This is a genomic window from Donghicola sp. (assembly GCF_025210255.1).
GTDB lineage: Bacteria > Pseudomonadota > Alphaproteobacteria > Rhodobacterales > Rhodobacteraceae > Donghicola > Donghicola eburneus.
In genome coordinates, this window is record NZ_JAOARZ010000015.1 from 53994 (window position 1) to 78136 (window position 24143).

At 59.2% G+C, this 24143-nt stretch carries 24 protein-coding genes; 7 read left to right on the forward strand and 17 right to left on the reverse strand.

Going from position 1 to position 24143, the window contains the following annotated elements:
• Positions 1-2 precede the first annotated feature (2 nt).
• The 5 genes from N4A58_RS05025 to N4A58_RS05045 all read right to left on the reverse strand — a co-directional run bounded on the left by N4A58_RS05025 (position 3) and on the right by N4A58_RS05045 (position 4898).
• Positions 3-1220, reverse strand: coding sequence for a class I SAM-dependent RNA methyltransferase (locus N4A58_RS05025; protein WP_293708218.1), 1218 nt, complete (start codon positions 1218-1220; stop codon positions 3-5).
• 78 nt (positions 1221-1298) lie between these two features.
• Entirely contained in the window at positions 1299-2024 is a 726-nt protein-coding gene (locus tag N4A58_RS05030) for a gamma-glutamyl-gamma-aminobutyrate hydrolase family protein (protein ID WP_072708787.1), read from the reverse strand.
• A gap of 8 nt (positions 2025-2032) precedes the next feature.
• Positions 2033-2995, reverse strand: coding sequence for an amidoligase family protein (locus N4A58_RS05035; protein WP_293708219.1), 963 nt, complete (start codon positions 2993-2995; stop codon positions 2033-2035).
• 72 nt (positions 2996-3067) lie between these two features.
• The gene (gene rlmN / locus N4A58_RS05040; protein ID WP_293708220.1) at positions 3068-4255 is read right to left on the reverse strand and encodes a 23S rRNA (adenine(2503)-C(2))-methyltransferase RlmN; all 1188 of its coding nucleotides are present in this window, start codon (positions 4253-4255) and stop codon (positions 3068-3070) included.
• Between the two features lie 112 nt (positions 4256-4367).
• Positions 4368-4898, reverse strand: coding sequence for an invasion associated locus B family protein (locus N4A58_RS05045; RefSeq protein WP_072708793.1), 531 nt, complete (start codon positions 4896-4898; stop codon positions 4368-4370).
• Positions 4899-5070: 172 nt separating this feature from the next.
• Between N4A58_RS05045 and N4A58_RS05050 the strand changes: the two genes are divergently transcribed.
• The gene (locus N4A58_RS05050) at positions 5071-6069 is read left to right on the forward strand and encodes an asparaginase (RefSeq protein WP_293708221.1); all 999 of its coding nucleotides are present in this window, start codon (positions 5071-5073) and stop codon (positions 6067-6069) included.
• A gap of 60 nt (positions 6070-6129) precedes the next feature.
• Here the strand turns inward: N4A58_RS05050 and N4A58_RS05055 are convergent, their stop codons facing one another.
• The 7 genes from N4A58_RS05055 to N4A58_RS05085 form a co-directional block, all read right to left on the reverse strand.
• Positions 6130-7005, reverse strand: a complete 876-nt coding sequence (locus N4A58_RS05055) for a 3-hydroxybutyryl-CoA dehydrogenase (RefSeq protein ID WP_293708222.1) — start codon at positions 7003-7005, stop codon at positions 6130-6132.
• A gap of 214 nt (positions 7006-7219) precedes the next feature.
• Complete coding sequence (locus tag N4A58_RS05060) at positions 7220-8146, reverse strand: FAD-binding protein (protein ID WP_293708223.1); 927 nt, start codon at positions 8144-8146, stop codon at positions 7220-7222.
• Positions 8146-8904: an electron transfer flavoprotein subunit beta/FixA family protein gene (locus N4A58_RS05065; RefSeq protein WP_293708224.1), complete on the reverse strand. Its 759-nt coding sequence runs from the start codon at positions 8902-8904 to the stop codon at positions 8146-8148. Before N4A58_RS05065 ends, N4A58_RS05060 begins: the two co-directional genes overlap by 1 nt.
• A gap of 265 nt (positions 8905-9169) precedes the next feature.
• Positions 9170-9742 (reverse strand): cob(I)yrinic acid a,c-diamide adenosyltransferase, encoded by a 573-nt coding sequence (locus N4A58_RS05070; RefSeq protein ID WP_293708225.1) that lies wholly within the window; start codon positions 9740-9742, stop codon positions 9170-9172.
• Positions 9742-9954, reverse strand: coding sequence for a twin transmembrane helix small protein (locus N4A58_RS05075; protein ID WP_072708804.1), 213 nt, complete (start codon positions 9952-9954; stop codon positions 9742-9744). Before N4A58_RS05075 ends, N4A58_RS05070 begins: the two co-directional genes overlap by 1 nt.
• Positions 9955-10021: 67 nt before the next feature.
• Complete coding sequence (locus tag N4A58_RS05080; RefSeq protein WP_293708226.1) at positions 10022-10852, reverse strand: SDR family NAD(P)-dependent oxidoreductase; 831 nt, start codon at positions 10850-10852, stop codon at positions 10022-10024.
• A gap of 60 nt (positions 10853-10912) precedes the next feature.
• Positions 10913-11446: an SH3 domain-containing protein gene (locus N4A58_RS05085; RefSeq protein WP_293708227.1), complete on the reverse strand. Its 534-nt coding sequence runs from the start codon at positions 11444-11446 to the stop codon at positions 10913-10915.
• A 167-nt stretch (positions 11447-11613) separates the two neighbouring features.
• On the opposite strand from N4A58_RS05085, the gene parC reads away from it, so the two are divergent.
• A complete protein-coding gene (gene parC / locus N4A58_RS05090) occupies positions 11614-13869 on the forward strand; it encodes a DNA topoisomerase IV subunit A (RefSeq protein ID WP_293708228.1) in 2256 nt (751 codons plus the stop codon).
• 31 nt (positions 13870-13900) lie between these two features.
• Here the strand turns inward: parC and N4A58_RS05095 are convergent, their stop codons facing one another.
• On the reverse strand, positions 13901-15346 hold the full coding sequence (locus N4A58_RS05095; RefSeq protein ID WP_293708229.1) for a PLP-dependent aminotransferase family protein: 1446 nt from the start codon (positions 15344-15346) through the stop codon (positions 13901-13903).
• A gap of 54 nt (positions 15347-15400) precedes the next feature.
• Here N4A58_RS05095 and N4A58_RS05100 point away from each other — a divergent pair, with 54 nt between their 5' ends.
• The 3 genes from N4A58_RS05100 to N4A58_RS05110 all read left to right on the forward strand — a co-directional run bounded on the left by N4A58_RS05100 (position 15401) and on the right by N4A58_RS05110 (position 17264).
• Complete coding sequence (locus N4A58_RS05100; RefSeq protein WP_293708230.1) at positions 15401-16045, forward strand: pyridoxamine 5'-phosphate oxidase family protein; 645 nt, start codon at positions 15401-15403, stop codon at positions 16043-16045.
• 85 nt (positions 16046-16130) lie between these two features.
• The gene (mscL, locus tag N4A58_RS05105; protein WP_072708816.1) at positions 16131-16562 is read left to right on the forward strand and encodes a large conductance mechanosensitive channel protein MscL; all 432 of its coding nucleotides are present in this window, start codon (positions 16131-16133) and stop codon (positions 16560-16562) included.
• Positions 16563-16805: 243 nt separating this feature from the next.
• Complete coding sequence (locus N4A58_RS05110; protein ID WP_072708818.1) at positions 16806-17264, forward strand: Lrp/AsnC family transcriptional regulator; 459 nt, start codon at positions 16806-16808, stop codon at positions 17262-17264.
• On the opposite strand, the gene N4A58_RS05115 is transcribed toward N4A58_RS05110, so the two are convergent.
• The 3 genes from N4A58_RS05115 to N4A58_RS05125 all read right to left on the reverse strand — a co-directional run bounded on the left by N4A58_RS05115 (position 17261) and on the right by N4A58_RS05125 (position 20447).
• Positions 17261-17911, reverse strand: coding sequence for a DUF1523 family protein (locus tag N4A58_RS05115; protein ID WP_293708231.1), 651 nt, complete (start codon positions 17909-17911; stop codon positions 17261-17263). The genes N4A58_RS05110 and N4A58_RS05115 overlap by 4 nt on opposite strands.
• Before the next feature lie 66 nt (positions 17912-17977).
• Positions 17978-19183, reverse strand: coding sequence for a M24 family metallopeptidase (locus tag N4A58_RS05120; RefSeq protein ID WP_293708232.1), 1206 nt, complete (start codon positions 19181-19183; stop codon positions 17978-17980).
• Positions 19184-19406: 223 nt separating this feature from the next.
• Positions 19407-20447 carry an FAD-binding oxidoreductase gene (locus N4A58_RS05125; protein ID WP_293708233.1) on the reverse strand — a complete coding sequence of 347 codons (1041 nt, stop codon included), beginning with the start codon at positions 20445-20447 and terminating at the stop codon, positions 19407-19409.
• Between the two features lie 56 nt (positions 20448-20503).
• On the opposite strand from N4A58_RS05125, the gene mnmD reads away from it, so the two are divergent.
• Together mnmD and N4A58_RS05135 are read left to right on the forward strand one after the other, a co-directional pair.
• Complete coding sequence (gene mnmD / locus N4A58_RS05130; RefSeq protein WP_293708234.1) at positions 20504-21181, forward strand: tRNA (5-methylaminomethyl-2-thiouridine)(34)-methyltransferase MnmD; 678 nt, start codon at positions 20504-20506, stop codon at positions 21179-21181.
• Positions 21178-22053 carry a DMT family transporter gene (locus tag N4A58_RS05135; protein ID WP_293708235.1) on the forward strand — a complete coding sequence of 292 codons (876 nt, stop codon included), beginning with the start codon at positions 21178-21180 and terminating at the stop codon, positions 22051-22053. The genes mnmD and N4A58_RS05135 overlap by 4 nt, the downstream gene beginning before the upstream one ends.
• A gap of 76 nt (positions 22054-22129) precedes the next feature.
• On the opposite strand, the gene N4A58_RS05140 is transcribed toward N4A58_RS05135, so the two are convergent.
• A complete protein-coding gene (locus N4A58_RS05140) occupies positions 22130-24079 on the reverse strand; it encodes a lytic transglycosylase domain-containing protein (RefSeq protein WP_293708236.1) in 1950 nt (649 codons plus the stop codon).
• Between the last annotated feature and the right edge of the window lie 64 nt (positions 24080-24143).

The following is a 24143-nucleotide window of genomic DNA, read 5'->3' on the forward strand; positions in this document are numbered from 1 at the left end:
TTTTAGGCGCGATCGAAGCGCGCCGCCAGTTCCACATGGGAAGACCAACGGAACTGGTCAACGACTTGCACCCAATTCAGGCGATAACCTGCCTTCACAAGAACGGCTGCGTCGCGCGCAAATGTAACGGGGTTACAGCTGACATAGGCAATCACGGGGATTTTGGTCTGCGCGATTTCGGCCACCTGCGCCTGAGCGCCCGCACGCGGCGGGTCAAGTACAACGGCATCCAACTTTTGCATATCAGCGGCGATCACAGGGTTGCGGAACAGGTCCTGCACCTGAGCCTTCATCTTTTTCAGGCCCTTGGCGTTGCGCCAGCCCAGATCAAGCGCTTGGATCATCTCACGCACACCTTCCAGCGCCCAAACCTCGGTCTTCCGCGCGAGCGGCAGGCTGAACGTCCCGCAGCCCGCGAAAAAGTCAGCGACGTAGCCTGCGTCACCAACAGCCTCCAGCACGGCGGCACGCAAGACATCCTCGCCATGGCGGGTCGCCTGTAGGAAAGAGCCTGCGGGCGGCGTCACCAGAATGCCGTCGAAATCTTGTGCGGGCGGGTGGCGCAGAGCGACGGTCTCATCTTCCCAAGCCAGACGGGACAGACCGAGTTTTTCGGCCAGCGGCCCCAATTCCATGCGTAGCTTGTCGTCCAAAGGTTTCCCGCCCGTGACCAGCACATCCAACTTGTTCTTGGTCAGAGTGATCGTGACGCTCAGCTCACCCTTGCGGCTGCCACCCACCTTGGCCAACTCTGCCACAATGGGGCGGGCGGCCAGCAATTCAGGGTCCAGAAGCGTGCAGCCATCAATCTCGACGATCTGGTCAGAGCCACGAACGTGGAACCCGACCTGAGCACCCGATTTGGTGCGGCGCGCAGAAAAGACAGCGCGGCGGCGCGATGCGGCGGGCGACGTCTCAATCCCGCGAATCGGAGCCTCGAGTCCCTGAGCGCGCATGGCGGTCTCGACCACGCCGATTTTCCACTTGGCGACAAACTCGTCACTGGCGTGCTGCAAGCTGCATCCGCCACATCGCTTGAAGCGGGGGCAAGGGGCTTTGACGCGGTCGGAACTGGGCTCAACGATACGCGGGGTTTCCATCCGCTCGCCGGTGATTTCGCCTTCGACGCGCTCGCCGGGCAGTGTCAGGGGCGCGTAGATCGGGCCGGCGGCAATGCCGTCGCCATGAAGTCCCAAACGTTCAATGACAATCTCGGTCACGGGCGCGCTCCTGTCGTGTGGCTGGCTGTTTGCAGGCACCTACCCGCTTCGCCGCCTCAGGCCAAGAGGCCCCGCGCTTTATGCGGGGTCCAAACGCACGTGGGTATCGACCGCCTGAAGCTGCTTGAGGTCTTTGCGATAAGCCCGCGCGGCCATGACAAGAGACCTAAAAATACGGCGCTGGCGCCGCGCATATATCAGATGCTCGGGGTGCCACTGAACGCCTAGGGCAAAAGGCTCTTTAATGCTTTCAATAGCTTGGATCATACCGCCCGTGTCTCGCGCGGCCACGCGCAGGCCGTCGCCAACCTTGTCGACAGCTTGGGAGTGCAGTGAGTTTACGGTCATGGGCTGCAGACCTGCGATCCGTGACAGACGCGTATTGTCATCGACCCAGATTTCCTTGCGCGGCAAAATCGTCCAGCGCTTCTTGCTGCTGGTGTAAACGCCATACGCGTCCTGATGCAGAGTGCCCCCACGGGCCACGTTGATCATCTGGCTGCCACGGCAAATCCCCAATACAGGCATGCCGCGCGCGTTTGTATCTTCGACGATTTGGCGTTCTAGGGCGTCCCGGTCGTGGTCCAAGCGGGCAGACGTCACAAGTTGGCCGCCATAGATGTCGGGAGAGATATCATCCCCGCCACCAATGATGACGCCATCCACCTTGTCGAGATCAGCGGGACGGCCAGCACCCCAGCGCACAGCTTTACCTCCGGCAAACCAGACGTTCAGAGCAACCAGAGGAAAGATCCTCCAGCCCGAACGATTGGACGTTGTTACAGCGATAATAGGGCGTGTCATACGTCACCTCACGCCAGTCCATGCTTGGAGAGAATGTCGCCGGACCGTTCGGCCCAAGGCTGGCGCGACAGCGTGATCGCACCATGCTTTTCGAGCCATGCATCCGACAGCTCGGTCAGAAGATCGTCCTTGGCGGCGACCTGCTCGACCAACAGCCAGCGGTTCCATTCGGTTTCCAGCGACCATGCATCTTCGTCGATCCGGCTGTCGGGCAGGCGGAAGTGATAGGTCGGGCGACCAGAAATGCCATCCACTTTGTCCGCGCCGATCGAGTCGACCAGAATGTCGGGCCAGAGCGCCTTAAAGATCGGCAGCATATCCAGCCCACGGTTCCGGTCAGGGCAATGGCGGGTGTAAGTTTCAACCAACGCTCGGTCTGACGGCTCGGTCCCGAGCAGGATCAACTCTTCAACAAGTGCGGTGGGGTATGCGTCTGTCCAAGGCAGCACGGTGCGCGTCGCTTCGATAGGGCGCGCCTCGCGCATCCAATCCTCGATCAAGGCGTAGGCGAGCAGCGGCTTGAGCACAGCAGCTGGCGTCTCTTCGACGATCTGAACGTTTAGGTGAACACCGAACCCATAGTACCAACCATCACCGCTCCCTTTTGCGCCTGCTTCTTTCAAAGCCCCGAGCGCACAGTTCAACTCGCCGAGCTGCCCCAAAGACAGCGGGTCGGTGACCAGTTCGACAGGAATCACTTCTCGGCCCAGTTTCAGGCCAAGGTCGCGCAGAACCGATTTGTCAGCAGTGCGGTAAACGGTATCGAGATAAACTTGGATGTCGCCAAGGCTAGACCCGGTGACCTTCCAATCGTTGTCTTTGACGCGCTCAGCGGTGCCTCCAAGAGTCTCTGAGAGAATGTGTGCAGCCTGCTCTTCGTTCAGGTCCGCAAACTCGACTTCAACGCCGATGTGTCGTTCCGCACCATCTACCGTTACAGGCGCAGGCAGCTCTTGAAAGTGTAATGTCATATTTCGCCCTCGCTTATTGACCTAACCAACATGCGAGGGACCGAATTTGTTCCATGACAGTCTGTCGCAGGGTTACCCGTTTTGGGTTTCTGCTTCGATTTGCGCGCGCGACTTGCGTTGGCGCTCTGTCGCGGACTTCAACTGACCACATGCTGCCATGATATCCTCGCCACGCGGCGTCCGGATCGGGCTGGCATAGCCGGCTTTGTAAATGATGTCGGCGAACGCCTCAATGCGCTCCCAATCAGAGCGCTGATAGGGCGAACCGGGCCATTCGTTAAACGGGATCAGGTTAATCTTGGCAGGGATGCCCTTGATCAGTTTGACCAGACGACGCGCATCCGCGTCGGTGTCATTCACGTCCTTGAGCATCACGTATTCAAAGGTGATCCGCTCAGAGTTTGACAGCTTGGGATAGGCGCGTAGGGCGTCCAGCAGTTCGGTGATGTTCCAACGCTTGTTGATCGGAACCAGCTTGTTGCGGGTCTCGTCCTCGGTCGCGTGGAAGCTAACGGCCAGCATGCAGCCGATCTCTTCGGCGCATTTTGCGATCTCGGGAACGACGCCGCTGGTGGACAAGGTGATGCGGCGGCGCGACAGGCTGATGCCTTCGCCGTCCATCGCGATCTTCATCGCGTCACGCACGTTATCGAAGTTGTACAGCGGCTCGCCCATGCCCATCAGAACGACGTTGGACAACAGACGCGGGCCTGCGTCGCCCGTGCCGACACCGGGCTGGGGCCATTCGTCCAGGTCATCGCGCGCCATCATGATCTGACCCACGATTTCGCCCGCCGTCAGGTTCCGAACCAACTTTTGCGTGCCAGTGTGACAGAACGAGCAGGTCAGAGTGCAACCGACCTGAGAGCTGACGCACAGCGTGCCGCGATCGGTTTCGGGGATGTAGACCACCTCAACCTCGTGACCGCCGGCGATCCGCACCAGATATTTGCGGGTGCCATCCAAGGACACCTGCTTGCTGACCATCTCTGGGATTTCGATGACGAAATTGTCGTCAAGCTGCTGGCGATAGGCCTTAGCCAGATTGGTCATCGCCCCAAAGTCACGCACGCCCCACTGATAGACCCACTGCCAAATCTGGTTCACACGCATCTTGGCCTGCTTCTCAGGCGTGCCAATCGACAGCAGCGACTCGCGCAGCTGATCCCGTGTCTGCCCCACGATGTTGACTTTGCCGCCCTCGGGCAGCTTGCGGGGAATGGTCATTACGTCTTGAGTGATCGGTGCAGAGGCCGTCATTGCGCTAATCCTTTGGGCTGAGCGCGCCTTTTAGCGGATTCGTTACAAAAACACAAAAGGAACCGAACACGTGGGTGTCCGGCCCTTGTCATGGCAGTTATGCGCGGCGCGTTTATTGGTTACAGCGCGTCGCCGCATCCTCGACTGCGGCAGTAAAGCCGGTCAGCGAGAAGGTATCTGTCGTAGTCGTCCCGCGGGATGAAACGCCGACCACAGTGGCGGTCGCACCGCGCTTCATAGCGTTGACGATCTTGTCGTCTTCGGACTGGTTGGGCAGCCATGCCCATTCGCCCTGTGTGAACATCTCGAACTTGGTTCCGCCGATATCGACGGTCACGGTCGAGCCGTCGCGGAAGGGGTAACCGCCAGAGAACGCCACTTGTTGGCTCACACTCTGCGCGGGTCGGAAGAACACCATCAGCTGGATTTCACCACGAGTCGCATTCACTTCGCGGCCGTCGCGCGTGTTTACGATCGACTTGGGAATCGACACAGCCCAACATTCGGTGGGATTTTCTCCGGTATAGACGTACCAGTCTTCTTTGGCGGCCACCTGATTATTCGAAACCTGCTGAGCCGTCGCACCCGCAGCGCAGACAGCAAAAAGCGCCCCGACAACACCACGCGCGAATAATGATTTCATACGTCCAGCCTCCAAGCTGACTTGCCTCTTCTTTTCGGTCTATGTTGCGCAAGAAGCGGATGCTTTTGCGCGCGAACCGTTTGCATCTCGACGACCGGACTGTAGCTTAAAACATCCTAAAGGATAAAGCCCCCATGGCGGCTTTCCGCCATCACCAAACGGAGTCGTGAATATGAACAATCCCGCCCCTTTGGCAGAACTCTGGCGCAACGGAATTCTGGAAAGTGTGCACTACGGCCATGCGGTCATTTGCGACGGAACTGGCCAAATTACCGAGGCCTGGGGCGACCCCGAAACGATCATCTACCCCCGCAGTTCAGCCAAGATGATACAAGCGCTGCCCCTTATGGAATCAGGGGCAGCCGACGCGGTTGGTCTCGGCACCGAACAACTCGCTCTGGCCTGCGCCTCTCACCAAGGACAATCGCAGCACACAGACCGAGTCGCAGCGTGGCTCGATACAATCGGGCACGGCGAACCTGACCTGCGCTGCGGTGTGCAGCCGCCCTCTGATACCGAAACGCGACATCGCCTGCGCGACTCTGGCAAGACGGCCTGCCAGCTTCACAACAACTGCTCGGGCAAGCACACGGGCTTTCTAACCTTAAACCAGCACTTGGGGGGGCACAGTGAATACATCGACCCGGACCACCCCGTTCAAGCTGCCTGCAAAGACGCGTTCGAAGAGGTTACGCAGATGGAAAGTCTGGGTTACGGGATCGACGGATGCTCTGCGCCCAACTTCGCAACCTCGGTCCACGGTCTGGCGCGCGCGATGGCCAGTTTCGCGACTGCTCACAATCGCAGCGACACCCGCAGCAAGGCCCAAGCCCGTCTGCGCGACGCCATGTTCAAACATCCGGAACTCGTCGCTGGTACGGGCCGCGCCTGCACAGAACTCATGTCTGCGGTGACCGCGCCCGTCGCCATCAAAACTGGCGCAGAAGCGGTCTTTGTCGCAATGCTCCCAAACCAAGGCCTCGGCATCGCGCTCAAAGTCATGGACGGCGGCACGCGCGGCTCTGAATGCGCAATCGCTGCGCTCTTGGCGCGACTAGGCGTCCTGGACACGAACCACCCGCTCGCCCAAAGCCGCCTGAACAAAATCCAGAAGAACTGGCGCGGAATCGACGCAGCGGTCATCCAACCGGCCAAAGGTCTGCTCGTCTGATCTTCTCCTTGGCAAAGTACCCCCGCCGGAGGCAAAAAAGGGCCGTTCAGGCCCCTTAAATCATCGCGTCGGGACGGGCGTCTCGCCTCGATAATCATAGAAGCCCCGCTGGCTCTTGCGACCCAGCCATCCGGCCTCGACATACTTGGTCAGCAGCGGACAAGGACGGTACTTAGTATCCGCGAGTCCATCGTGCAGCACGTTCATGATCGCCAGACATGTGTCCAAACCGATAAAGTCCGCCAGTTCCAGCGGCCCCATCGGGTGGTTAGCTCCCAACTTCATCGACTCGTCGATGGACCGCACATTCCCAACCCCTTCGTAAAGGGTGTAAACAGCCTCGTTGATCATCGGCATCAGGATGCGGTTCACGATGAACGCTGGGAAATCTTCGGCGCTCGCCGCAGTCTTACCCAGATTGTCCACCACCTGCAGACAGGATTTATAGGTCTCTTCGTCCGTCGCGATGCCGCGGATCAATTCGACCAGCTGCATGATCGGCACGGGGTTCATAAAGTGGAAACCCATGAACTTCTCAGGGCGGTCAGTTCGACTCGCCAATCGAGTGATAGAGATCGAAGAGGTGTTCGACGTCAGGATCGTGTGCGGCTGCAAATGCGGCACCAAATCCTCGAAAATTGCAACCTTCACGGTCTCGCGCTCGGTCGCCGCTTCGATCACCAGATCGGTTTGCCCCAAGTCCTTCAACTGAAGAGTTGTCGCAATTCGGCCCATCGCTTCGTCGCGTTCAGCTTCGCTGATCTTCTCACGACTGACCTGACGGTCCAGATTCTTGCGCACGGTCGCAATGCCACGGTCCAACGCTTCCTGGGAAATGTCGTTCACCAGCACCTCGTAGCCCGCAAGCGCGCATACGTGGGCGATGCCGTTCCCCATTTGGCCTGCACCGACAATACCGATTTTTTTCACTTCCATAGAAGAGTCTCCTGTGGTTTCCGCCAGAGGATGGACCGCCCCCGACGCCCATGCAAGGGCGGTTCGCTCCCCGCCCGACACATAGATTTTTTCATTACCGCAACTATGCCGATCACGATTTTTTCTTGCGCGGCCAAGCAGGGCAAAGCTTTGAGACAAGGAAAAAGGCCCGCCAAATGGCGAGCCTTTGATCTGTTTCTCAAAGCCGAAGCAATCAGAGCTTTTCAGTCAGCTCTGGGACGGCTTCGAAGAGGTCAGCGACCAGACCGTAGTCTGCGACTTGGAAGATCGGCGCTTCTTCGTCTTTGTTGATCGCGACGATGACCTTGGAGTCTTTCATACCCGCAAGGTGCTGGATCGCACCCGAGATGCCGACGGCGACGTAGAGTTCGGGCGCAACGACCTTGCCGGTCTGGCCGACCTGCCAGTCGTTCGGTGCAAAGCCCGAGTCCACGGCGGCGCGCGAGGCGCCAACAGCGGCGTTCAGCTTGTCTGCCAGCTTCTCGATCATGGCGAAGTTCTCTTCGGAGCCTACACCGCGGCCACCCGACACAACGATGCCAGCCGAGGTCAGCTCGGGACGATCGCTCTCGGCCAGCTTGTCTTCGACCCAAGAGGACAGGCCCTTGTCGCCTGCGCCCGAGATGGTCTCGACCGCTGCCGAACCGCCTTGACCTGCTGCGTCAAAGGTCGAGGTCCGGATGGTGATGACTTTGGTCGCGTCGCCAGATTTCACGGTCTGGATCGCGTTGCCCGCGTAGATCGGACGCTCGAACGTGTCCGCGTCCACAACACCGCTCACGTCGCTCAGGATCATAACGTCCAGAAGCGCGGCAATGCGGGGCATCGCGTTCTTCGCGGTCGCGGTCGAAGGCGCAACGATGTGGCTATAATCGCCAGCCATCGACAGCACCAGATCCGCCAGGTTTTCAGCCAGATCGTGGCCATAGGCCGCGTCGTCAGCCACCAGAACCTTGGCCGCGCCGTCCAGAGTGGCCGCCGCTGCGCCTGCATCGGCAACACCTTCGCCAGCCACCAGAATGGTCACATCGCCCATCGCCTTGGCGGCGGTCAGGGCTTTTGCGGTTGCGTCAACGGCCAGTGCGCCGCCCGCAACTTCTGCGATCAGAAGAACAGCCATTATACAGCTCCTGCTTCTTTGAGTTTCGCCACCAGCTCGTCAACCGAACCAACCTTGATGCCGGCTTCACGCGCCGCAGGCTCACCGGTTTTCACGATGGTCAGGCGGGGGGCGGTATCGACGCCGTAGTCTGCGGCTGTCTTTTCATCCAAAGGCTTCTTCTTTGCCTTCATGATGTTGGGCAGCGACGCGTAGCGCGGCTCGTTCAGACGCAGGTCTGCGGTGATGACTGCGGGCAGCTTGACGCTGATGGTCTGCAGACCGCCATCCACTTCGCGGGTAACCTTGGCTGCGTCGCCGTCCAGATCCACTTCGGATGCAAAGGTCGCCTGACCCCATCCCAGCAGAGCCGACAGCATCTGGCCAGTTGCGTTCATGTCATTGTCGATGGCCTGCTTACCGCAGATCACCAGACCCGGTGCTTCTTCCTCGACGATTTTCGCGAGGATTTTTGCGACGGCCAGCGGCTCGATGTCGGTGTGGACATCATCTGCTGCGGTCACGAGGATCGCGCGATCCGCGCCCATCGCCAGAGCTGTGCGCAGGGTTTCCTGGCTCTGCTTCACACCGATCGAGACAACAACGATCTCGTCAGCTTTGCCGGCTTCCTTCAGACGGATGGCCTCTTCGACGGCAATCTCGTCGAAGGGGTTCATCGACATCTTTACGTTGGCGAGATCGACACCCGAACCGTCCGCTTTTACGCGAACCTTCACGTTGTAGTCGATCACGCGTTTGACAGGCACCAAAACCTTCATTTGCGTGTCTCTCCCATTGAGTTCACGGACACTCAACCGTGCCCTTATCCCGTTCGTCTCGGCCTTGATAACGATTCAGGTCGGGCCGAAACAGAGCAAAAACGTCACGTTAGCGCCATCGGACGCCGCGTTTTGAATGATTTATGCTGCGCCCCAATGAACATGGCGAGTCGTCCCATGGTCCCATGCGACGATTCTGCCCAGTTTTTCGCTTTCTGATTTGTCCAAATACTCGTCAGCTCAGAACGCGCCGCACACGGTGCGCCTACCGATTGGCGCCCGGCACCCACAAGACATCGCCAGCGCCATTCTGGTTTGCCGCGCGCGAGGCAACAAAGAACCAGTCGCTCAGGCGATTCAGATATTTGACCGCAGCAGGGTTCACCTCTTCGACGCCGGACAGTTCGACGGCCAAGCGCTCTGCACGCCGCGCAACGGTGCGGCATACGTGCAGGTGCGCCGCCAGAGCACTGCCGCCCGGCAGAACAAAACTGCGCAAAGGCGCCAGATCAGCGTTCATCTCGTCGATTTCCGACTCCAGACGCGCGACTTGAGCATCGACCATTCGCAGCGGCGGGTATTCAGACTCTGCGTCCTTGGCCATATCAGGGCGGCACAGATCTGCGCCCAAATCGAACAGGTCATTCTGGATGCGCATGAGGCGCTCGTCCATGATCCCCTCGGCATTCAAACGCGCGACACCGATCACGGCGTTCAGCTCATCCGAGGTGCCATACGCCGTCACACGCAGCGAATGCTTGGCCACGCGGCTGCCATTGCCGAGCGCGGTTTCGCCCGCATCCCCGGTCTTTGTGTAGATTTTGTTCAGAACAACCATCACTGCCCTCCGAATTTCTGACGGATGTAAACGAAGCCGACGATCAGAATCACCGCTACGAACTGCGCTGCCACGCGATAGCGCATGATGCGGTTGGCGTGCTTGCGGTTAAAGTCGCCGCCCTTGGCGAAGCTTCCGATGCCGAACATCAGGATGCCCAGAACGATCAAGCACGCGATCGCGACGACGTAAAACAGTGGATCATTGGCCATAATAGGTTCCTTTGATGTTTCCACGCAGATAGGCGGTTCGCGTCAAAAAGCGAACACGCATTTTGCCTCAGCCTCCTGCGGTCACCCTGTCCAAAAGTCGCGTGGGCAAGATACGCCTAAGGATGTTTCCGATATAGGTCGGAGTGGTCACGAAATAGCGCGGGTGCGGGTTTTCCGCCTCGAGGGCATGGATCAGCTTCTTGGTCACCGCGCTGGCGGGCAATTCGAACTTGTCGGGGCCTCGGTCCTCATAGAGGCGCTTGCGCAACTGACTGCGGTACTGATCCGCACGTGGGGAATTTTCCCAGTCGATCCATTTTTCGAAGTTTGGGATGGCGTTCTGCCGGATTCGAGAGGTGATCGGACCGGGCTCTATCAGGATCACATGAATGCCGGTGCCACGCATCTCCAGACGCAGCACATCCGTCAGACCCTCCATCGCGAACTTGCTGCTGACATAAGCTCCGCGCCATGGCATCGCGACCAGCCCAAGTACCGAAGAGCAGTTCACGATCCGCCCGTGTCCTTGCTTGCGCATGATGGGCAGCACTAGTTGCGTCAGGTCATGGGGTCCAAAGAGATTGGTCTGGAACAACTCTTCTAGCCCGCCGCGCGGTAGATCCTCGACTGCGCCGGGCAGCGCGAAGGCTCCATTGTTATAGAGCGCGTCCAATGTGCCGCCTGTCGCCTCAAGCACTTCTGCCAGCGCGCTGCGGATCGATGTCGGATCAGCATAGTCCAGTTGGGGAGAGTCAAAGCCCTCGGCCTTCAGACCTTCGCAATCTTCGGGCTTGCGGCAGGACGCGAACACTCGCCATCCTCGCGACTTTAAATCATGCGCGGCGGCGTAACCGATGCCGCTGGAACTGCCTGTGATTAAAATAGAACGCGCCGCCATGTAACCTCCGCAAGCTTGCGGCAACATGACGGCACGAACCGAGGGAATCAATGTGCGGAATTACTGCGCAGCTTCGCTAACAAGCCAATCCGCCATCCAGCCGATGCGACCTGTAGATACAACCTGCAATTTGAGCCAGCCATTTCCAGGCGTCTGCAAAACCTCGACCTCATCACCGGCACCCAAGCTTGATACAACACTGAACTGTGTCCCGGGCCCTTGGCGCATATTCACACGACGTCCGGTCACCTTACGAATATCGGCGATGGGGGCCTGCATTTCTGTGGTAGCGGTATCGACAGCCACAGCGGGCATCACGGTCGCGTCAACGGCGGTCACTTCCTGCAACATCGCAGGGGTTTGCGTCGGAATCTCCATACTCGCGAGCGTGATATCGACTTGTTTCTGAGGCTCCGCCTTACGAATTCCCATCGCCGGAAGGTCCGGAATGACGGTTTCAGCTCGAGCCGTCTTCATCGGGGTCAGGTGCTGCACTTCGGCTTCGGCCACCTGTGGCTGGAAATTACTTCCACCACTTAACTCGTAAAGAGCAAATGCCAAAAATGCAAAAGTCACGACGATTAAGCGCCACATTGTCATATTACCTAGATTTAAATGAATTACGAAAATTAAACACAGACTACCGGAAATGGTTCCATTTTACTCGCAGATAATTTTTACGAATTCACTTCGCGTATTCCTGACCTCTACCGAATTCTACGCGCTTTACCGCCCCTCGGCGGCGCTGTACTACATCAGCCATGAGCGAGATCGACGACGACACAACACCAGAGCAGCCCCGTTCCTCGACCGAGCCTTTGCGCCGGGCGCTGGGGTCGCGGTACCTGCAATATGCGCTGTCCACTATCATGCACCGGGCCCTGCCCGACGCGCGTGATGGACTAAAGCCTGTGCACCGCCGCATCCTGTATGCGATGCGGGAACTGCGGCTCAGCCCGAACGGACGTTTCCGCAAATCATCCAAGATTTCGGGCGACGTGATGGGCAACTACCACCCCCACGGGGATGGCGCGATTTATGACGCGATGGCCCGACTGGCGCAGGATTTTAACGTCCGCTACCCGCTGGTCGACGGTCAGGGCAACTTTGGCAACATCGACGGGGACAACCCGGCGGCCAGCCGATACACCGAAGCCCGTCTTACCGCCGCTGCCGAAGCCCTGCTTGAAGGGCTGAACGAGGACGCCGTCGATTACCGCGACAACTATGATGGCACACTGCAGGAACCTGTTGTGCTGCCTGCGGCTTTCCCGAACCTGCTGGCCAACGGCGCTAGCGGCATCGCGGTGGGCATGGCGACCAACATTCCGCCCCATAACATCGACGAGCTGGTCGCTGCATCGTTGCACCTGATCAAGACGCCGGATGTACGGGACGAGACTCTGCTGAACTATGTGCCCGGACCGGACTTCCCGACTGGTGGCATCATCGTTGAGCCCAAAGAGAACATCCTCAAGGCTTACGAGACTGGCCGTGGATCCTTCCGCCTGCGGTGCAAATGGGAAGTTGAGGATCTGGGGCGCGGCACTTGGCAGATCGTTGTTACCGAAATTCCTTATCAGGTCGCCAAGTCCAAGCTCATCGAAAAGATCGCCGAAGTTATCCAGACCAAGAAGGTTCCGCTCTTGGCTGATGTGCGTGACGAGTCGGCTGATGACATCCGCCTGATCCTTGAACCACGGTCCAAGAACGTCGATCCGGAAATGCTCATGGGCATGATGTATCGCAACAGCGATCTGGAAATCCGGTTCAGCCTGAACATGAACGTGCTGATCGATGGCGTGACGCCCAAGGTCTGCTCGCTCAAGGAAGTTCTGCGCGCGTTTCTGGATCACCGCCGCGACGTGCTGCAACGCCGCTCGCGTCACCGTCTGGCCCAGATCGACAAGCGTTTGGAAGTTTTGGAAGGCTACATCATTGCCTTCCTCAACCTTGATCGCGTGATCCAGATCATCCGGACCGAGGACGACCCCAAAGCAGTCATGCTTGCCGAAGATTGGGGCGGCGGCGTCTTCCTGAACGAAAATCAGGTCGAAGCGATCCTCAACATGCGTCTGCGCAGCTTGCGCAAGCTCGAGGAAATGGAGCTTCGCAAAGAGCGTGACGATCTGCGTCTCGAACGCGAAGGTCTGGTCGAACTGCTTGGGAGTGACGAACTGCAGTGGGCTCTCATTGCCGAACAGCTGCGCGACGTGCGCAAGGAATTCGGCAAGAAGACCGCCCTCGGCGCGCGCCGCACCCAGTTCGCCGAAGCGACCGAGATCGAAGAAGTCCCGCTGGAGATGATGATCGACCGCGAGCCGATCACCGTCGTCTGCTCCAAAATGGGCTGGATCCGCGCGATGAAGGGTCACGTGGCGCTGGATTCGAAGCTGAAGTTCAAAGACGGCGACGAAGGGCGTTTCGTGTTCCACGCGGAAACCACCGATCGCCTGTTGGTTCTGGGAACCAATGGCCGCTTCTACACTGTTTCGGCGGCGAACCTGCCTGGCGGACGAGGCATGGGCGAGCCCCTGCGTCTGATGGTGGACTTGCCGAACGACGTGGAGATCGTGGACCTGTTCATCCACAAGCCCGGTCGCAAACTGCTGCTGGCCTCTAGCGCGGGTGATGGCTTCATCGCGCCCGAGGATGATCTGGTCGCGCAAACCCGCAGCGGCAAACAGGTTCTGAACGTCAAAGGCGATGTCCGCGCCAAGGTCTGCAAAACCGTCGATGGCGACCACGTGGCGGTCGTCGGAGAGAACCGCAAGGTTCTGGTCTTTGCAATCGAAGAGCTGCCCGAAATGTCCCGCGGCAAAGGTGTCCGTCTGCAGAAGTACAAGGATGGCGGGCTGTCAGATGCCACCACCTTTACACTGGCAAACGGACTGTCGTGGAAGGACCCCGCTGGTCGCACGCGCACAGAAATCGACCTAGCCGAATGGATCGGCAAACGTGCGACCGCTGGGCGGATGGCACCGCGCGGCTTCCCCCGCGACAATACTTTCACTTGATGATGCGGCGCCTTCGGGCGCCGTTTTCGTTTCAGCGACCGAGTTCTTGCAGCATCGCAATCAAGGTCTTTGCCCCCTCTTCCAGAACCTCTGGCGCAAAGGCGGTGTAGCCCAAAACGAGCCCCTGCCGCGGCTCTGGCTGAGTGCTGTAAGCTGACAAAGCTCGCAAGGTCAGCCCCACTTTGGCCCCCGCCGCAGCGATCACCGTGTCATGCACGCCCCTCATCCGAGGCCCCAGAGTGCAGCACAGGTGCATCCCTGCATCCTCGGCATGGGCAATGATCCAGTCTTCGTGGCCGGCCAAAGCGTTCCGCAGAACCTCTTGGCGTTTGGCATAGGTCCGGCGCATCCTACGCAGGTGGGTCGAGAACCCTCCGCTCTCCATGAACCCTGCCAAAGCGGGCTGTGGCACGACAGAGGCCCGCGCTCCCGTCTCTGCCATCGCGCGGAACAGACCCGGCAAAGTGTGTTCCGGCGCCACCAGATACCCCAAGCGCAAAGCAGGGCTCAACAGTTTCGAAAAACTGCCCAGATAGAACACGCGCCCTCCCCGATCTAGACTTGCCAGAGCCGGTAAGGGCTGCCCGCGATACCGGAATTCGCCGTCATAGTCGTCCTCAATGATCCATGCGTTTGACTGGCTGGCCCACTCCAGCGCCGCCGCGCGCCTTGCCAAAGGCAGGGTCGCACCAGTCGGGTACTGCCGAGACGGGGTCAAAACGGCCAGCTTCGCGCCCTCGGTCGGGGCATTTGCGATATCCAGCCCCTCGCCATCAACAGGGCAGGCTCGAACCTTCATTCCAGCACGGATCAGAGCGGCGCGCATGGGGGCAAAGCACGGGTCTTCGATCACCACAGGATCACCTGCCGCCAAGAAAGCGCGCGTGATCAATTCAAATCCCTCGGTCGCGCCAGAGGTAATGACGACCTGTTCAGGCCGCGCCTGAATACCACGCCAAGCGGACAGATGCGCCGCAATCTGTGCGCGCAAGGGCATCCAACCCATTGGGTCCGGCACTCCCGTCAGCGCAGGGTGGGGATAGCGCCATGTTCGCTCTAGGTGCCGTGCCCACTCGACATGGGGGAAGCTCTCTAGATCCGGCAAAGCAGGCTGGAACGGTCGCAAGGGCGGCGGCGGCGGTGCAGGCGGCGTCTTCAACTGCTCCGGCGGCAACGCGGGCATGTCAGGCAGATCATCTACCACATAAGTTCCCGCACCGCGCCGCGTTTCCAGATACCCCTCTGCAATCAACTGATCGACCGCCGTCAGCACCGTGATCCGCGAGATCGACAGTTCTGCCGCCAGCATCCGGCTCGCTGGCAGGCGCGCACCCGGGGCGGCTTTGCCTTGCTGGATCATGTCGCGCAGCGCCTCGGCCAACTGGACGTGCAAAGGCGTTGTGGCCTCGCGGTCCAGAGACAACGCAAACAGGGCGGCCTGAAAATTGGATATGCTACGTGCGGATTTATTGGTCATTTCGGTAGGTCCAATATCGCGCTACTCGTCGAGCAACAAGACAGGAATAGACCTATGACCCCGACAGATCGCACCCGCCTGCGCCGTGAGCACCAGCGCGGCAGCTACGACCCGCAGTCCATCTACGACATTTTAGACGCAACGGCCCAATGCAGCGTTGGGTACACTATTGATGGCAAACCCTATGTCACGCCCACCTTCCACTGGCGCGAAGGTAAGCATGTATACTGGCACGGCAGCTCAGCCAGCCGCATGCTCCGCAAGGCAGCTGATACCGAGGTATGCCTAAGCGTTCAGATTATTGACGGCTATGTCATGGCGCGCTCCGCGTTCCACCACTCGGCCAACTATCGGTCTGCGACCCTGTTTGGCCGCGCGTTCAAAGTGCCCGAGGAGGAGAAGGCCGCGCGTCTTGACGCCTTTGTCGAACACCTGTGGCCCGGCCGGACCGAGGTTCTACGCCCCATGCAACCGCAAGAAATCAAGGCCACCACTATCCTCGGTCTCGAAATCACAGAAGCCAGCGCCAAGGCCCGCTCGGGTCCGCCGGTCGACGATGACGCCGATTATGACCTGCCGATCTGGGCCGGTATTATCCCGATGACCCAAGCGGTAGGCGCTCCGATCGCGGATCCACGCAACTTGCCTGACCTAACAGCACCGGATCACATCCTCAATTTCACGCCCGATCGAACGTGAAAGTGATTTTTGTTGAAACATCTGGCACAATGGATTCGTTACCCAGTCACACGGGCTAGCATAGCCCCAAGAAGGAACGTGTGAGATGTTTAAAGAATTCCGCGACTTTATTGCCCGCGGCAACGTGATGGACATGGCAGTCGGTATCATCGTTGGCGCGGCATTTACTGGCATTGTTCAATCGATTGTTGCTGATCTGATGAACCCGATCATCGCCATTTTCACTGGCGGCATCGACTTCTCGGGTTGGTTCTATGCACTTGATGGTAATGACTACGCCTCGATCGACGCAGCCAAAGAAGCAGGCGCACCTGTCTTTGCGATTGGCCGCTTCGTCATGGCTGTGATCAACTTTCTGATTATCGCATTCGCCGTGTTCATGATGGTGAAAGGCGTGAACCGGATCAAAGAGGCCGCCGTCCAAAAAGAAGAAGAAGCGCCCGTCCCCGAGAAAAAACCCGTCACACCGCCGGATATTGAGCTGCTGACAGAAATTCGCGATCTGCTGAAGAAATGAAGAAAAGGGGCCGGTTTATTGAACCGGCCCTAGTCTTTTGGAGCGATCGGGAGGACCGTCCAGAGTTCGGTGAACATCTTGCTGCGGCAAGGCTTGTACGGGTCTGCAACCGGAACCCACCTTGCCAGCGTCGGTATTCTACCAAAGGGCCCGCGCGGATCGGTTCGAATTCACTGTACCGCAACGCCGTTTTGATGCAGTTTCTTCGTTAGATTTGAACTTACACGCAAGAATCTGGATCAGATGACCCTCGACCCGACAGATCGCCGCATCCTTCATACCCTGCAACGCCGCGGGCGCATTTCAAATGCCGAACTCGCCGATGCGATCCACCTGTCGGCCTCGGCCTGTCACCGCCGCGTGCAAAGGCTGGAAGAAGACGGCTACATCAAAGACTACGTCGCCCTTCTGGACGCACGCAAAATGGGCGTGCCAGCGACCGTATTCGTTGAGATCACCTTGCAGACACAGGCCGACGACGTGCTAGAGGCCTTTGAGACCGCCGTCAGCCGCGTTCCTGAAGTGCTGGAATGCCACCTGATGGCGGGCAAAGCGGACTACATCCTGAAAGTCGTTGCCGAAAACACCGAGGATTTCGCCCGCATCCACCGCCAGTACCTGACCCGCCTACCCGGCGTGGCACAGATGCAGAGCTCGTTTGCCCTGCGGACGGTGTTCAAGACCACCGCCCTGCCGGTTTAATCACCCTTGCCGCGCCACCAGCGGCGCAGACGTGCGCCGATGCCGTTGGAATAAGTGTCTACGGGCTGCATCTGATCTTCTTCGCTGTCAAAGACAGGGTCCAAACGGCGCGCCTTGAACCGACGCCAGCGGGCAAAGATTGCTAGGAACAGCACAGCCAAAACGATCAGGATAATGATTGAGGTCCACGGGATGATGCGGACATCAGGCCCCGCGACGACCTTGAGGCTGGTGGCGTTCGGGTAGATCGAGATGAACTCATTGCGCCAACCGTAGTGGCGGATCGCGACCCAAGTAGGGTTCGCCTCATTGCTCTTGGAAATCAGGTCACTTGCCCGCGCCTGCAGGTTCGCAGTGTCGAACTTGAAGTAAGGCGGCCAGCCCCAGCCGGTATCCTCGTTGCGATAGATCATCGGCTCGCCATCCTCGCGGAAGGCCTGAATAAAGAACACATCGCGCGAAGCCGACAGCGCCTGCTGCTCGGTCTCTGGCGAGGCCCAGAAGTACTGGTTCACATTGGTGAAGTCCTGCCGCTTTTCATAGGTGTCGGTGATCCGAACAATGTCCGTCTGTGGCAGCGTGTAGTGCAGGAACCCGGCCACAAGCACCCAGAATAAAATGGTAATCGTCCAACGAATGTAGGCCAATGTCAGAGCCTCCGGAAATGTCTTTGGCGCCACACTGACGGTCAGGGGCGCCAAAGTCCAGTGGGGTTAGCCCACCACGTTGGTCTCGGGACCATAGGGATAGCCGGTGATGTTTTCCGCGCCATCCTCGTTGATGACCAGGATATCATGCTCGCGATATCCACCCGCGCCCGGCTGGTCGTTCGGGATCGTCAGCATCGGCTCCATGCTGATCACCATGCCAGGCTCCAGAACGGTGTCGATATCTTCTCGCAACTCCAAACCTGCCTCGCGTCCATAGTAGTGCGACAGAACCCCGAAAGAGTGCCCGTAGCCAAAGGTCCGGTACTGCAGCAGGTCTCTCTCAGCAAAGAAGGCATTAATCTTGTGCGTGACCTCAGCGCAGCTCACGCCCGGCTTTAGCAAAGACATACCGTATTCGTGGGCAGCCACGTTGGCCTCCCATATCTTCAGGCTGGCAGGATCGACCTCTTGGACGAACAAGGTCCGTTCCAGCGCGGTGTAGTAACCAGAAATCATAGGGAACGTGTTCAGCGACAGGATGTCGCCGCGCTCTAGCACGCGACCTGTTACAGGGTTATGCGCCCCATCGGTGTTAATGCCGGATTGGAACCAGACCCAAGTGTCGCGATACTCGGCATCGGGAAAGCGTTTCGCAATCTCCAGCTCCATGGCATCGCGGCCCGCCATTGCGACATCAATCTCGCGCACACCTGCCTTGATCGCATCACGGATGGCATAGCCACCCACGTCTGCCACCTGCGCCCCATGCCGTATCAAAGCGATCTCTGCTGGCGACTTGTGGAACCGCTGCTTCATCACGGCGGCAGCAATCGGGACGACTGACGCGGGCGACAAGAAGCCCTTCAGTTTCTCCATGCCCTGCAGTGTCAGGTGATCTTCTTCATAGCCAATTGCCTTGCCCGAGCCAGACAACTGCGCAATCGTGCGCCAGAAGTTATCGCGCTGCCAGTCGGTGTAAGTGATGTTGTCGCCATAGCAGCGGCGCCACGGCTGACCGGCATCAATCCCTGCACTGACAGTCACGCTCGTTTCGGGCGTGACGACCAACCCGTAGGGTCGGCCAAAGGCACAGTACAAAAATCCAGAATAATATGCGATCGAGTGCATCGAGGTGAACACAGCCACATCGACCCCCAGATCAGCCATGATCCGGCGTAGGCCAGTTAGACGGGCCTCGTACTCTTCACCTGCAAAGGGAAGAACGGCTTCGGTGCCGTTGTGAAAGCGGTAATTTTCGGGACGGTCCAATTCAGACCTCCTTTTCCTCAAAAGAAGGTCCCGGCGTACAGGACGAACAAACGCGTTTTGGTGGGCGACGCCATCGCCCCGCGTTACGCCGGAGATTGCCAGATTTCCGCATCCTGACAAGCCCTCAAACACCGCCCCACACAGATTTTCGCAGCCCGTTCACTTTGCCTGCGCACCGTGCGGCATCTTTTTGCAAGAAATACTCAGTGGCGCGACAGCCACCTCAGAGATTATCCTCGACACGGAAGCCTTGCGGGATGCCATCGCGTCCTTCCAACACCAGATCTGCCATAACCCGCGCCACGCCCGGCGCCATGCCAAACCCGATCTTGAACCCGCCATTCGCGATGAACTGACCATCCGCATCGGGCAACGCGCCCAGCATCGGCGCACGGCTCTTGGCCCGCGGGCGCACCCCAGCCCAACGCGCCAAAACGGAGGCATCTGCTAGCTCGGGCAAAGCGGCCCGAGCGCGTTCAATCACCGCCTCTAGCTGCCCATCCACGGTATCAGGCGCGTCAAACTCCCGCTCGCTGGTTGATCCGACCGCTACGGTCCCATCCGCATGCGGTACGATATGCAAACTATCTGCGTAGAGTTGCGGCAGACCGCTCCGGTCCAGATCGAACAAGGCCGCCTGCCCTTTGACCCCATTCCCGACCGTCTTGCCGTACTTCTCGGACAGAGCTTTCAGACCCCACCAACCCGTCGCATGGATCACAGCGCCCTCTTCGGGTCCCTCGGTCACGATTTCTCCGCCCTTGGCCTCAATCGCAGCGACAAGGGCATCGCAGGCCTGCCGCGGATGCATCCGCCCGCTTAATGTGTCGTGGATCAAGTAGCCCGTCGCAGACACTGGCGCCCAGTCCCCCGCTTCGGCCCTTGGAATCACGCGCCACACGGCTTCGCCCTCCCACAACTCGCCGGCAGACACCTCACGCGCTTTGGCCAATGCCAAGGCACGGTCATCCGCAATCGGTTGCAAACGCCCGTCGCGCGCATGGCCGGCAGACAAGCCACCTGCCTCTTGGACCTCTGCCCAAAACGCTCCCGCAGCAAGCAGTGAACGAAACTGAAAGTCCTTTTTTGCATTCCAGTTCTCTGGCGTATGCGGCGCGAGCGCCCCTACAATTCCACCCGAACTCCCAGCCCCCGGCCCAAAAGGATCAATGACCCGCACTTTGGCCCCGCGCCGCACGCATTCCCATGCGATCGCCAAACCAAAGGCCCCCGCCCCGTACACTGTGATTTCGGCCATTGCCAAAACTCCGACTTCCCGCCAATTCTCGGCTATTGCCCCCTTCGCTAAAGGATTTTTCCATGCAGAGCCAGAATGCTGCCGAGCTGGATTGGCGCGATGGCACAATCCCAGTGTCCCGCCAGTTCGACGATCCCTATTTTTCGATCGAGAACGGCATGGCCGAGACAGCCTATGTGTTCTTGCAAGGCAACGGTCTGCCGGATCGCTTTCGGCCTGACTTCCATATCGCCGAACTGGGGTTTGGCACGGGTTTGAATCTGCTGATGGCACTGTCCCTCTGGCGGCGGTCGGGACAAACGGGCCGCCTGCATTTCACCACCTTCGAAGCCTTTCCAGTGGCCCAGCCCGATATGATGCGGGCGCTGGCTGCATTCCCCGATATCATGCCCTTGGCCGAAGAACTCTCAGATCACTTAGGTACGCCTCGGTTCGAGACCGCCGATCTGTCGTTTACGATGGTCCAAGGCGATGCCCGTGAAACCCTGCCGACGTGGGACGGGGCAGCAGATGCGTGGTTTCTTGACGGGTTCTCGCCCGCCAAAAACCCGGAACTGTGGGAAGCATCACTGATGACCGCAGTCGCGCAACACACTGCAGCTGGCGGAACCGCAGCCACCTACACTGCCGCAGGCTTTGTCCGCCGCAACCTGACCGAAGCAGGCTTTACCGTCGAACGTATCCCCGGGTACGGCCGCAAACGGCACATGACCGTCGCCCACATCCCAGAGGCCAAATGACACAGCAAAACACCCGCCTCGGGATCGCACTGATGGTCCTGACCACCTTTATCTTTGCGGTGCAGGATGGCCTGTCGCGCCACTTAGCGGAAAACTACAGCGTCTTCATGGTCGTTATGATCCGCTACTGGTTCTTTGCCGCCTTCGTGATCACGATCGCGACACGCAAAGCGGGCGGCCTGCGGGCCGCTGCCGCAACGAGCCAGCCTCTGGTTCAAGGCTTCCGCGGTCTTCTCCTCGCGTTCGAAATCTGCGTCATGGTGACCGGCTTCGTCTACCTTGGTCTTGTCGAAAGCCACGCGGTCTTTGCAACCTATCCCCTTCTGGTCGCGGCTCTCTCTGGCCCCGTATTAGGAGAATCCGTCGGATGGCGCCGCTGGTTGGCCATCGCCATCGGGTTTATCGGCGTTCTCATCATTCTAGAGCCCGGCTTCGGCGTTTTCTCTCCTTACGCTCTCATCCCTCTGGCCGCTGCCTTGATGTTCGCGCTGTATGGTCTGCTGACCCGCTATGTCGCGCGCAAAGACAGTTCTGCGACCAGCTTTTTCTGGACTGGCACGACTGGCGCGGTTGCAATGACCGCGATCGGCATCTGGTTCTGGGAGCCGATGACGGCGCCAGATTGGGGCTGGATGATCACGCTTTGCCTAACAGGGGCAGCAGGCCACTATACTCTGATCAAAGTCTACGAGGTCGCCGAAGCAAGCTCGGTCCAGCCCTTTGCCTACCTGCAACTCGTCTTTGCCTCGACGCTCGGCATTCTGGTGTTCGGCGAAACCATCCGCCTGAACGTCGCTATCGGCGTCGCAATCATCCTCTGCGCAGGACTCTTCACGCTCTGGCGGGCGCAACAAAAAGCGCAAGAGAGCTAAAAACGCTTCTTTTTTCTCTAAATACCGATACCAGAAAATCACGTGAGCGGCCCTCAGGCCGCTCTCCTTTTTCCAACTATTGCGCCAGTTCCTGACTGAACGGGATCGGCAAAGGCTCTTTGCCCAACCGCGCGCGATAGATCGGCAAGCTCTCGGTCACGCGCATCACGTAGTTCCGCGTCTCGTTGAAGGGGATCATCTCTACCCAGTCCACCACATCGATAGCACCGGTTCGGGGGTCCCCGAATTGCTCGATCCACCGAGCCGGACGACTTGGGCCTGCGTTATAGCCCGCCGCCATGAACATCGGATTATTGCCGAATTCCCGTGACAGCTTTGCCAAATAAGCAGCCCCCAGCGTCGCGTTATAATTAGGCTCGGACAGCAGCGCGCGCTCGCGGAAGGGCACGCCTTTGACCTCTGCCATGGCCTGTGCAGTGCGCGGCATCAACTGCATCAAACCGCGCGCGCCCACAGGGCTGACCACCCAAGGATCAAACTCGCTCTCGCGCCGTGCAATCGCCAACGCCCACTCGGGTGAGATATCCAGCGATCGCTTCGCTATCGGGTGCAGCGCATAATAGGCCCGCGGCAGCACGATCCCGCGCGACGCTGCCTCTTTGCCCGCCATCACAGCCAGATGGGGCTCGTTCATTGTGAGCATCGCATCCCCAAGAGCGACCAGCTCCTGCTCGGACAGTGTCTCGGCCATCTGAATCACGAACCGCTCGGCCAAAGACCGCTCGTTCGCCGCGATCAAAACACTCGCTGCCTCGAATAGAGACGAGCCAACAAAGGCCGAGCTGGTCCAGTTAGGATCAATCGGACCACCGGCCAAAGCTTCATCAAACGGCAAACCCGCGCGCTCCGCCGCCAACAATCCGTAGAAACTCGTTTGCTGTGTGCCCGCCGTTTCGAAAGCGAGCTGCGCGGCAGTCATATCCCCCAGCGCCTCGTAGGCGCGGCCAATCCAGTAACCTGCCCGTCCCTTGGAAATCGGGCTATCGACATTCATAGCTAGCGCTTTGAAGTGCTCGAGTGCCTTGGCGGGATCCTGCAGGTAGCGCAGAGCGATATACCCCGCGAGCCACTCCAGATCCGCCCAATTCGAGCCACCAGTCAGATGGTGGCTGGCTGCGAGCCGATACGCGACGGAGGGAGTCCCCTCGCGCAATTCGCGGCGCACAAGAACGCGGCGCAGATAGGCCCAGTTTTCAGGCTGCCCCAGCAGTTCGACTCGCTCTGACCGCTCGAGCAACAGGTCGCGGGCACTGTCGGTGTAATTCTTATCGAATCGCCATTTGAAACGATCGTGACTCAAACCGGCATCTCCACCTAACCGGTTGGGCACTGCTGCAATCAGGGCATCCACGTCCCCTTTGTCCGTCTGCAGCGCGATCCGCGCCGCCGCGAGAGCGCGCCAATCCTCGGACACCAGCGCCATCATCCGGCCTGCTTCGGGGTAGGCGCCCGCCCACAGAAGCATGTTCATCCGTGCCGTGTGATATTGCCCCAAGAGCTCTGCATACCGCTCTAGAAATGCCTCATGCGCCTCTGCATCCATATCCAGCGTGAGCCAAGCACGCACCAGCACGGCATCCGCCGACGCGCTATCCCCAGACGCGGTCAGAGCAGCCGCGTAGGCGAGCGCACCCATCCCTGTATCGGGCGTATGTGATTGAAAAAACTGCAAGGTTTGCGCAGCATCAGCCTGATCAGAAATGATCTCTTCCGTGCGCTTTTTCAGCAGGGGAATGCCCGGCCAATCGGATCGGCGCCCCAGAAAGTCCAGCACCAGATCCGCGTTGCCCTCACCAGAGCGCAAGTAGTGCCACAGAACGATGTCCGTCCCGACCTGTCCGTCTTTTTGGGCAAGGGTCAGTGCACTCGACCAGTCTTTGGCGCGGACCGCATCCAAAGCAAGGTCCATAGTGTGTGGCGGGCGCAGGTCCGCCAGCGCAACAGTTGGGATCAGTGCCGCGCAAAAAGCGGCGCCGGTCCACCAGCGTTTCAAGGTTTGGGTCATGCTGCTCAGCCAATTTTTCGTATAATCCTATCAGTGATCGGCTGGTTCGCAATTCACAAACTTG

Bases quoted from the DNA above. Each gene is read 5' to 3' on its own strand.
- parC (WP_293708228.1), top strand. From the start codon at position 11,614: ATGAGCGAGATCGACGACGACACAACACCAGAGCAGCCCCGTTCCTCG.
- N4A58_RS05060 (WP_293708223.1), bottom strand. From the start codon at position 8,146: ATGGCTGTTCTTCTGATCGCAGAAGTTGCGGGCGGCGCACTGGCCGTT.
- N4A58_RS05070 (WP_293708225.1), bottom strand. From the start codon at position 9,742: ATGGTTGTTCTGAACAAAATCTACACAAAGACCGGGGATGCGGGCGAA.
- N4A58_RS05050 (WP_293708221.1), top strand. From the start codon at position 5,071: ATGAACAATCCCGCCCCTTTGGCAGAACTCTGGCGCAACGGAATTCTG.
- N4A58_RS05080 (WP_293708226.1), bottom strand. From the start codon at position 10,852: ATGGCGGCGCGTTCTATTTTAATCACAGGCAGTTCCAGCGGCATCGGT.
- rlmN (WP_293708220.1), bottom strand. From the start codon at position 4,255: ATGACGGCCTCTGCACCGATCACTCAAGACGTAATGACCATTCCCCGC.
- mnmD (WP_293708234.1), top strand. From the start codon at position 20,504: ATGCAGAGCCAGAATGCTGCCGAGCTGGATTGGCGCGATGGCACAATC.
- N4A58_RS05030 (WP_072708787.1), bottom strand. From the start codon at position 2,024: ATGACACGCCCTATTATCGCTGTAACAACGTCCAATCGTTCGGGCTGG.
- N4A58_RS05135 (WP_293708235.1), top strand. From the start codon at position 21,178: ATGACACAGCAAAACACCCGCCTCGGGATCGCACTGATGGTCCTGACC.
- N4A58_RS05095 (WP_293708229.1), bottom strand. From the start codon at position 15,346: ATGACCAATAAATCCGCACGTAGCATATCCAATTTTCAGGCCGCCCTG.
- N4A58_RS05045 (WP_072708793.1), bottom strand. From the start codon at position 4,898: ATGAAATCATTATTCGCGCGTGGTGTTGTCGGGGCGCTTTTTGCTGTC.
- N4A58_RS05075 (WP_072708804.1), bottom strand. From the start codon at position 9,954: ATGGCCAATGATCCACTGTTTTACGTCGTCGCGATCGCGTGCTTGATC.
- N4A58_RS05100 (WP_293708230.1), top strand. From the start codon at position 15,401: ATGACCCCGACAGATCGCACCCGCCTGCGCCGTGAGCACCAGCGCGGC.
- N4A58_RS05035 (WP_293708219.1), bottom strand. From the start codon at position 2,995: ATGACATTACACTTTCAAGAGCTGCCTGCGCCTGTAACGGTAGATGGT.
- N4A58_RS05140 (WP_293708236.1), bottom strand. From the start codon at position 24,079: ATGACCCAAACCTTGAAACGCTGGTGGACCGGCGCCGCTTTTTGCGCG.
- N4A58_RS05065 (WP_293708224.1), bottom strand. From the start codon at position 8,904: ATGAAGGTTTTGGTGCCTGTCAAACGCGTGATCGACTACAACGTGAAG.
- N4A58_RS05110 (WP_072708818.1), top strand. From the start codon at position 16,806: ATGACCCTCGACCCGACAGATCGCCGCATCCTTCATACCCTGCAACGC.
- N4A58_RS05085 (WP_293708227.1), bottom strand. From the start codon at position 11,446: ATGTGGCGCTTAATCGTCGTGACTTTTGCATTTTTGGCATTTGCTCTT.
- mscL (WP_072708816.1), top strand. From the start codon at position 16,131: ATGTTTAAAGAATTCCGCGACTTTATTGCCCGCGGCAACGTGATGGAC.
- N4A58_RS05055 (WP_293708222.1), bottom strand. From the start codon at position 7,005: ATGGAAGTGAAAAAAATCGGTATTGTCGGTGCAGGCCAAATGGGGAAC.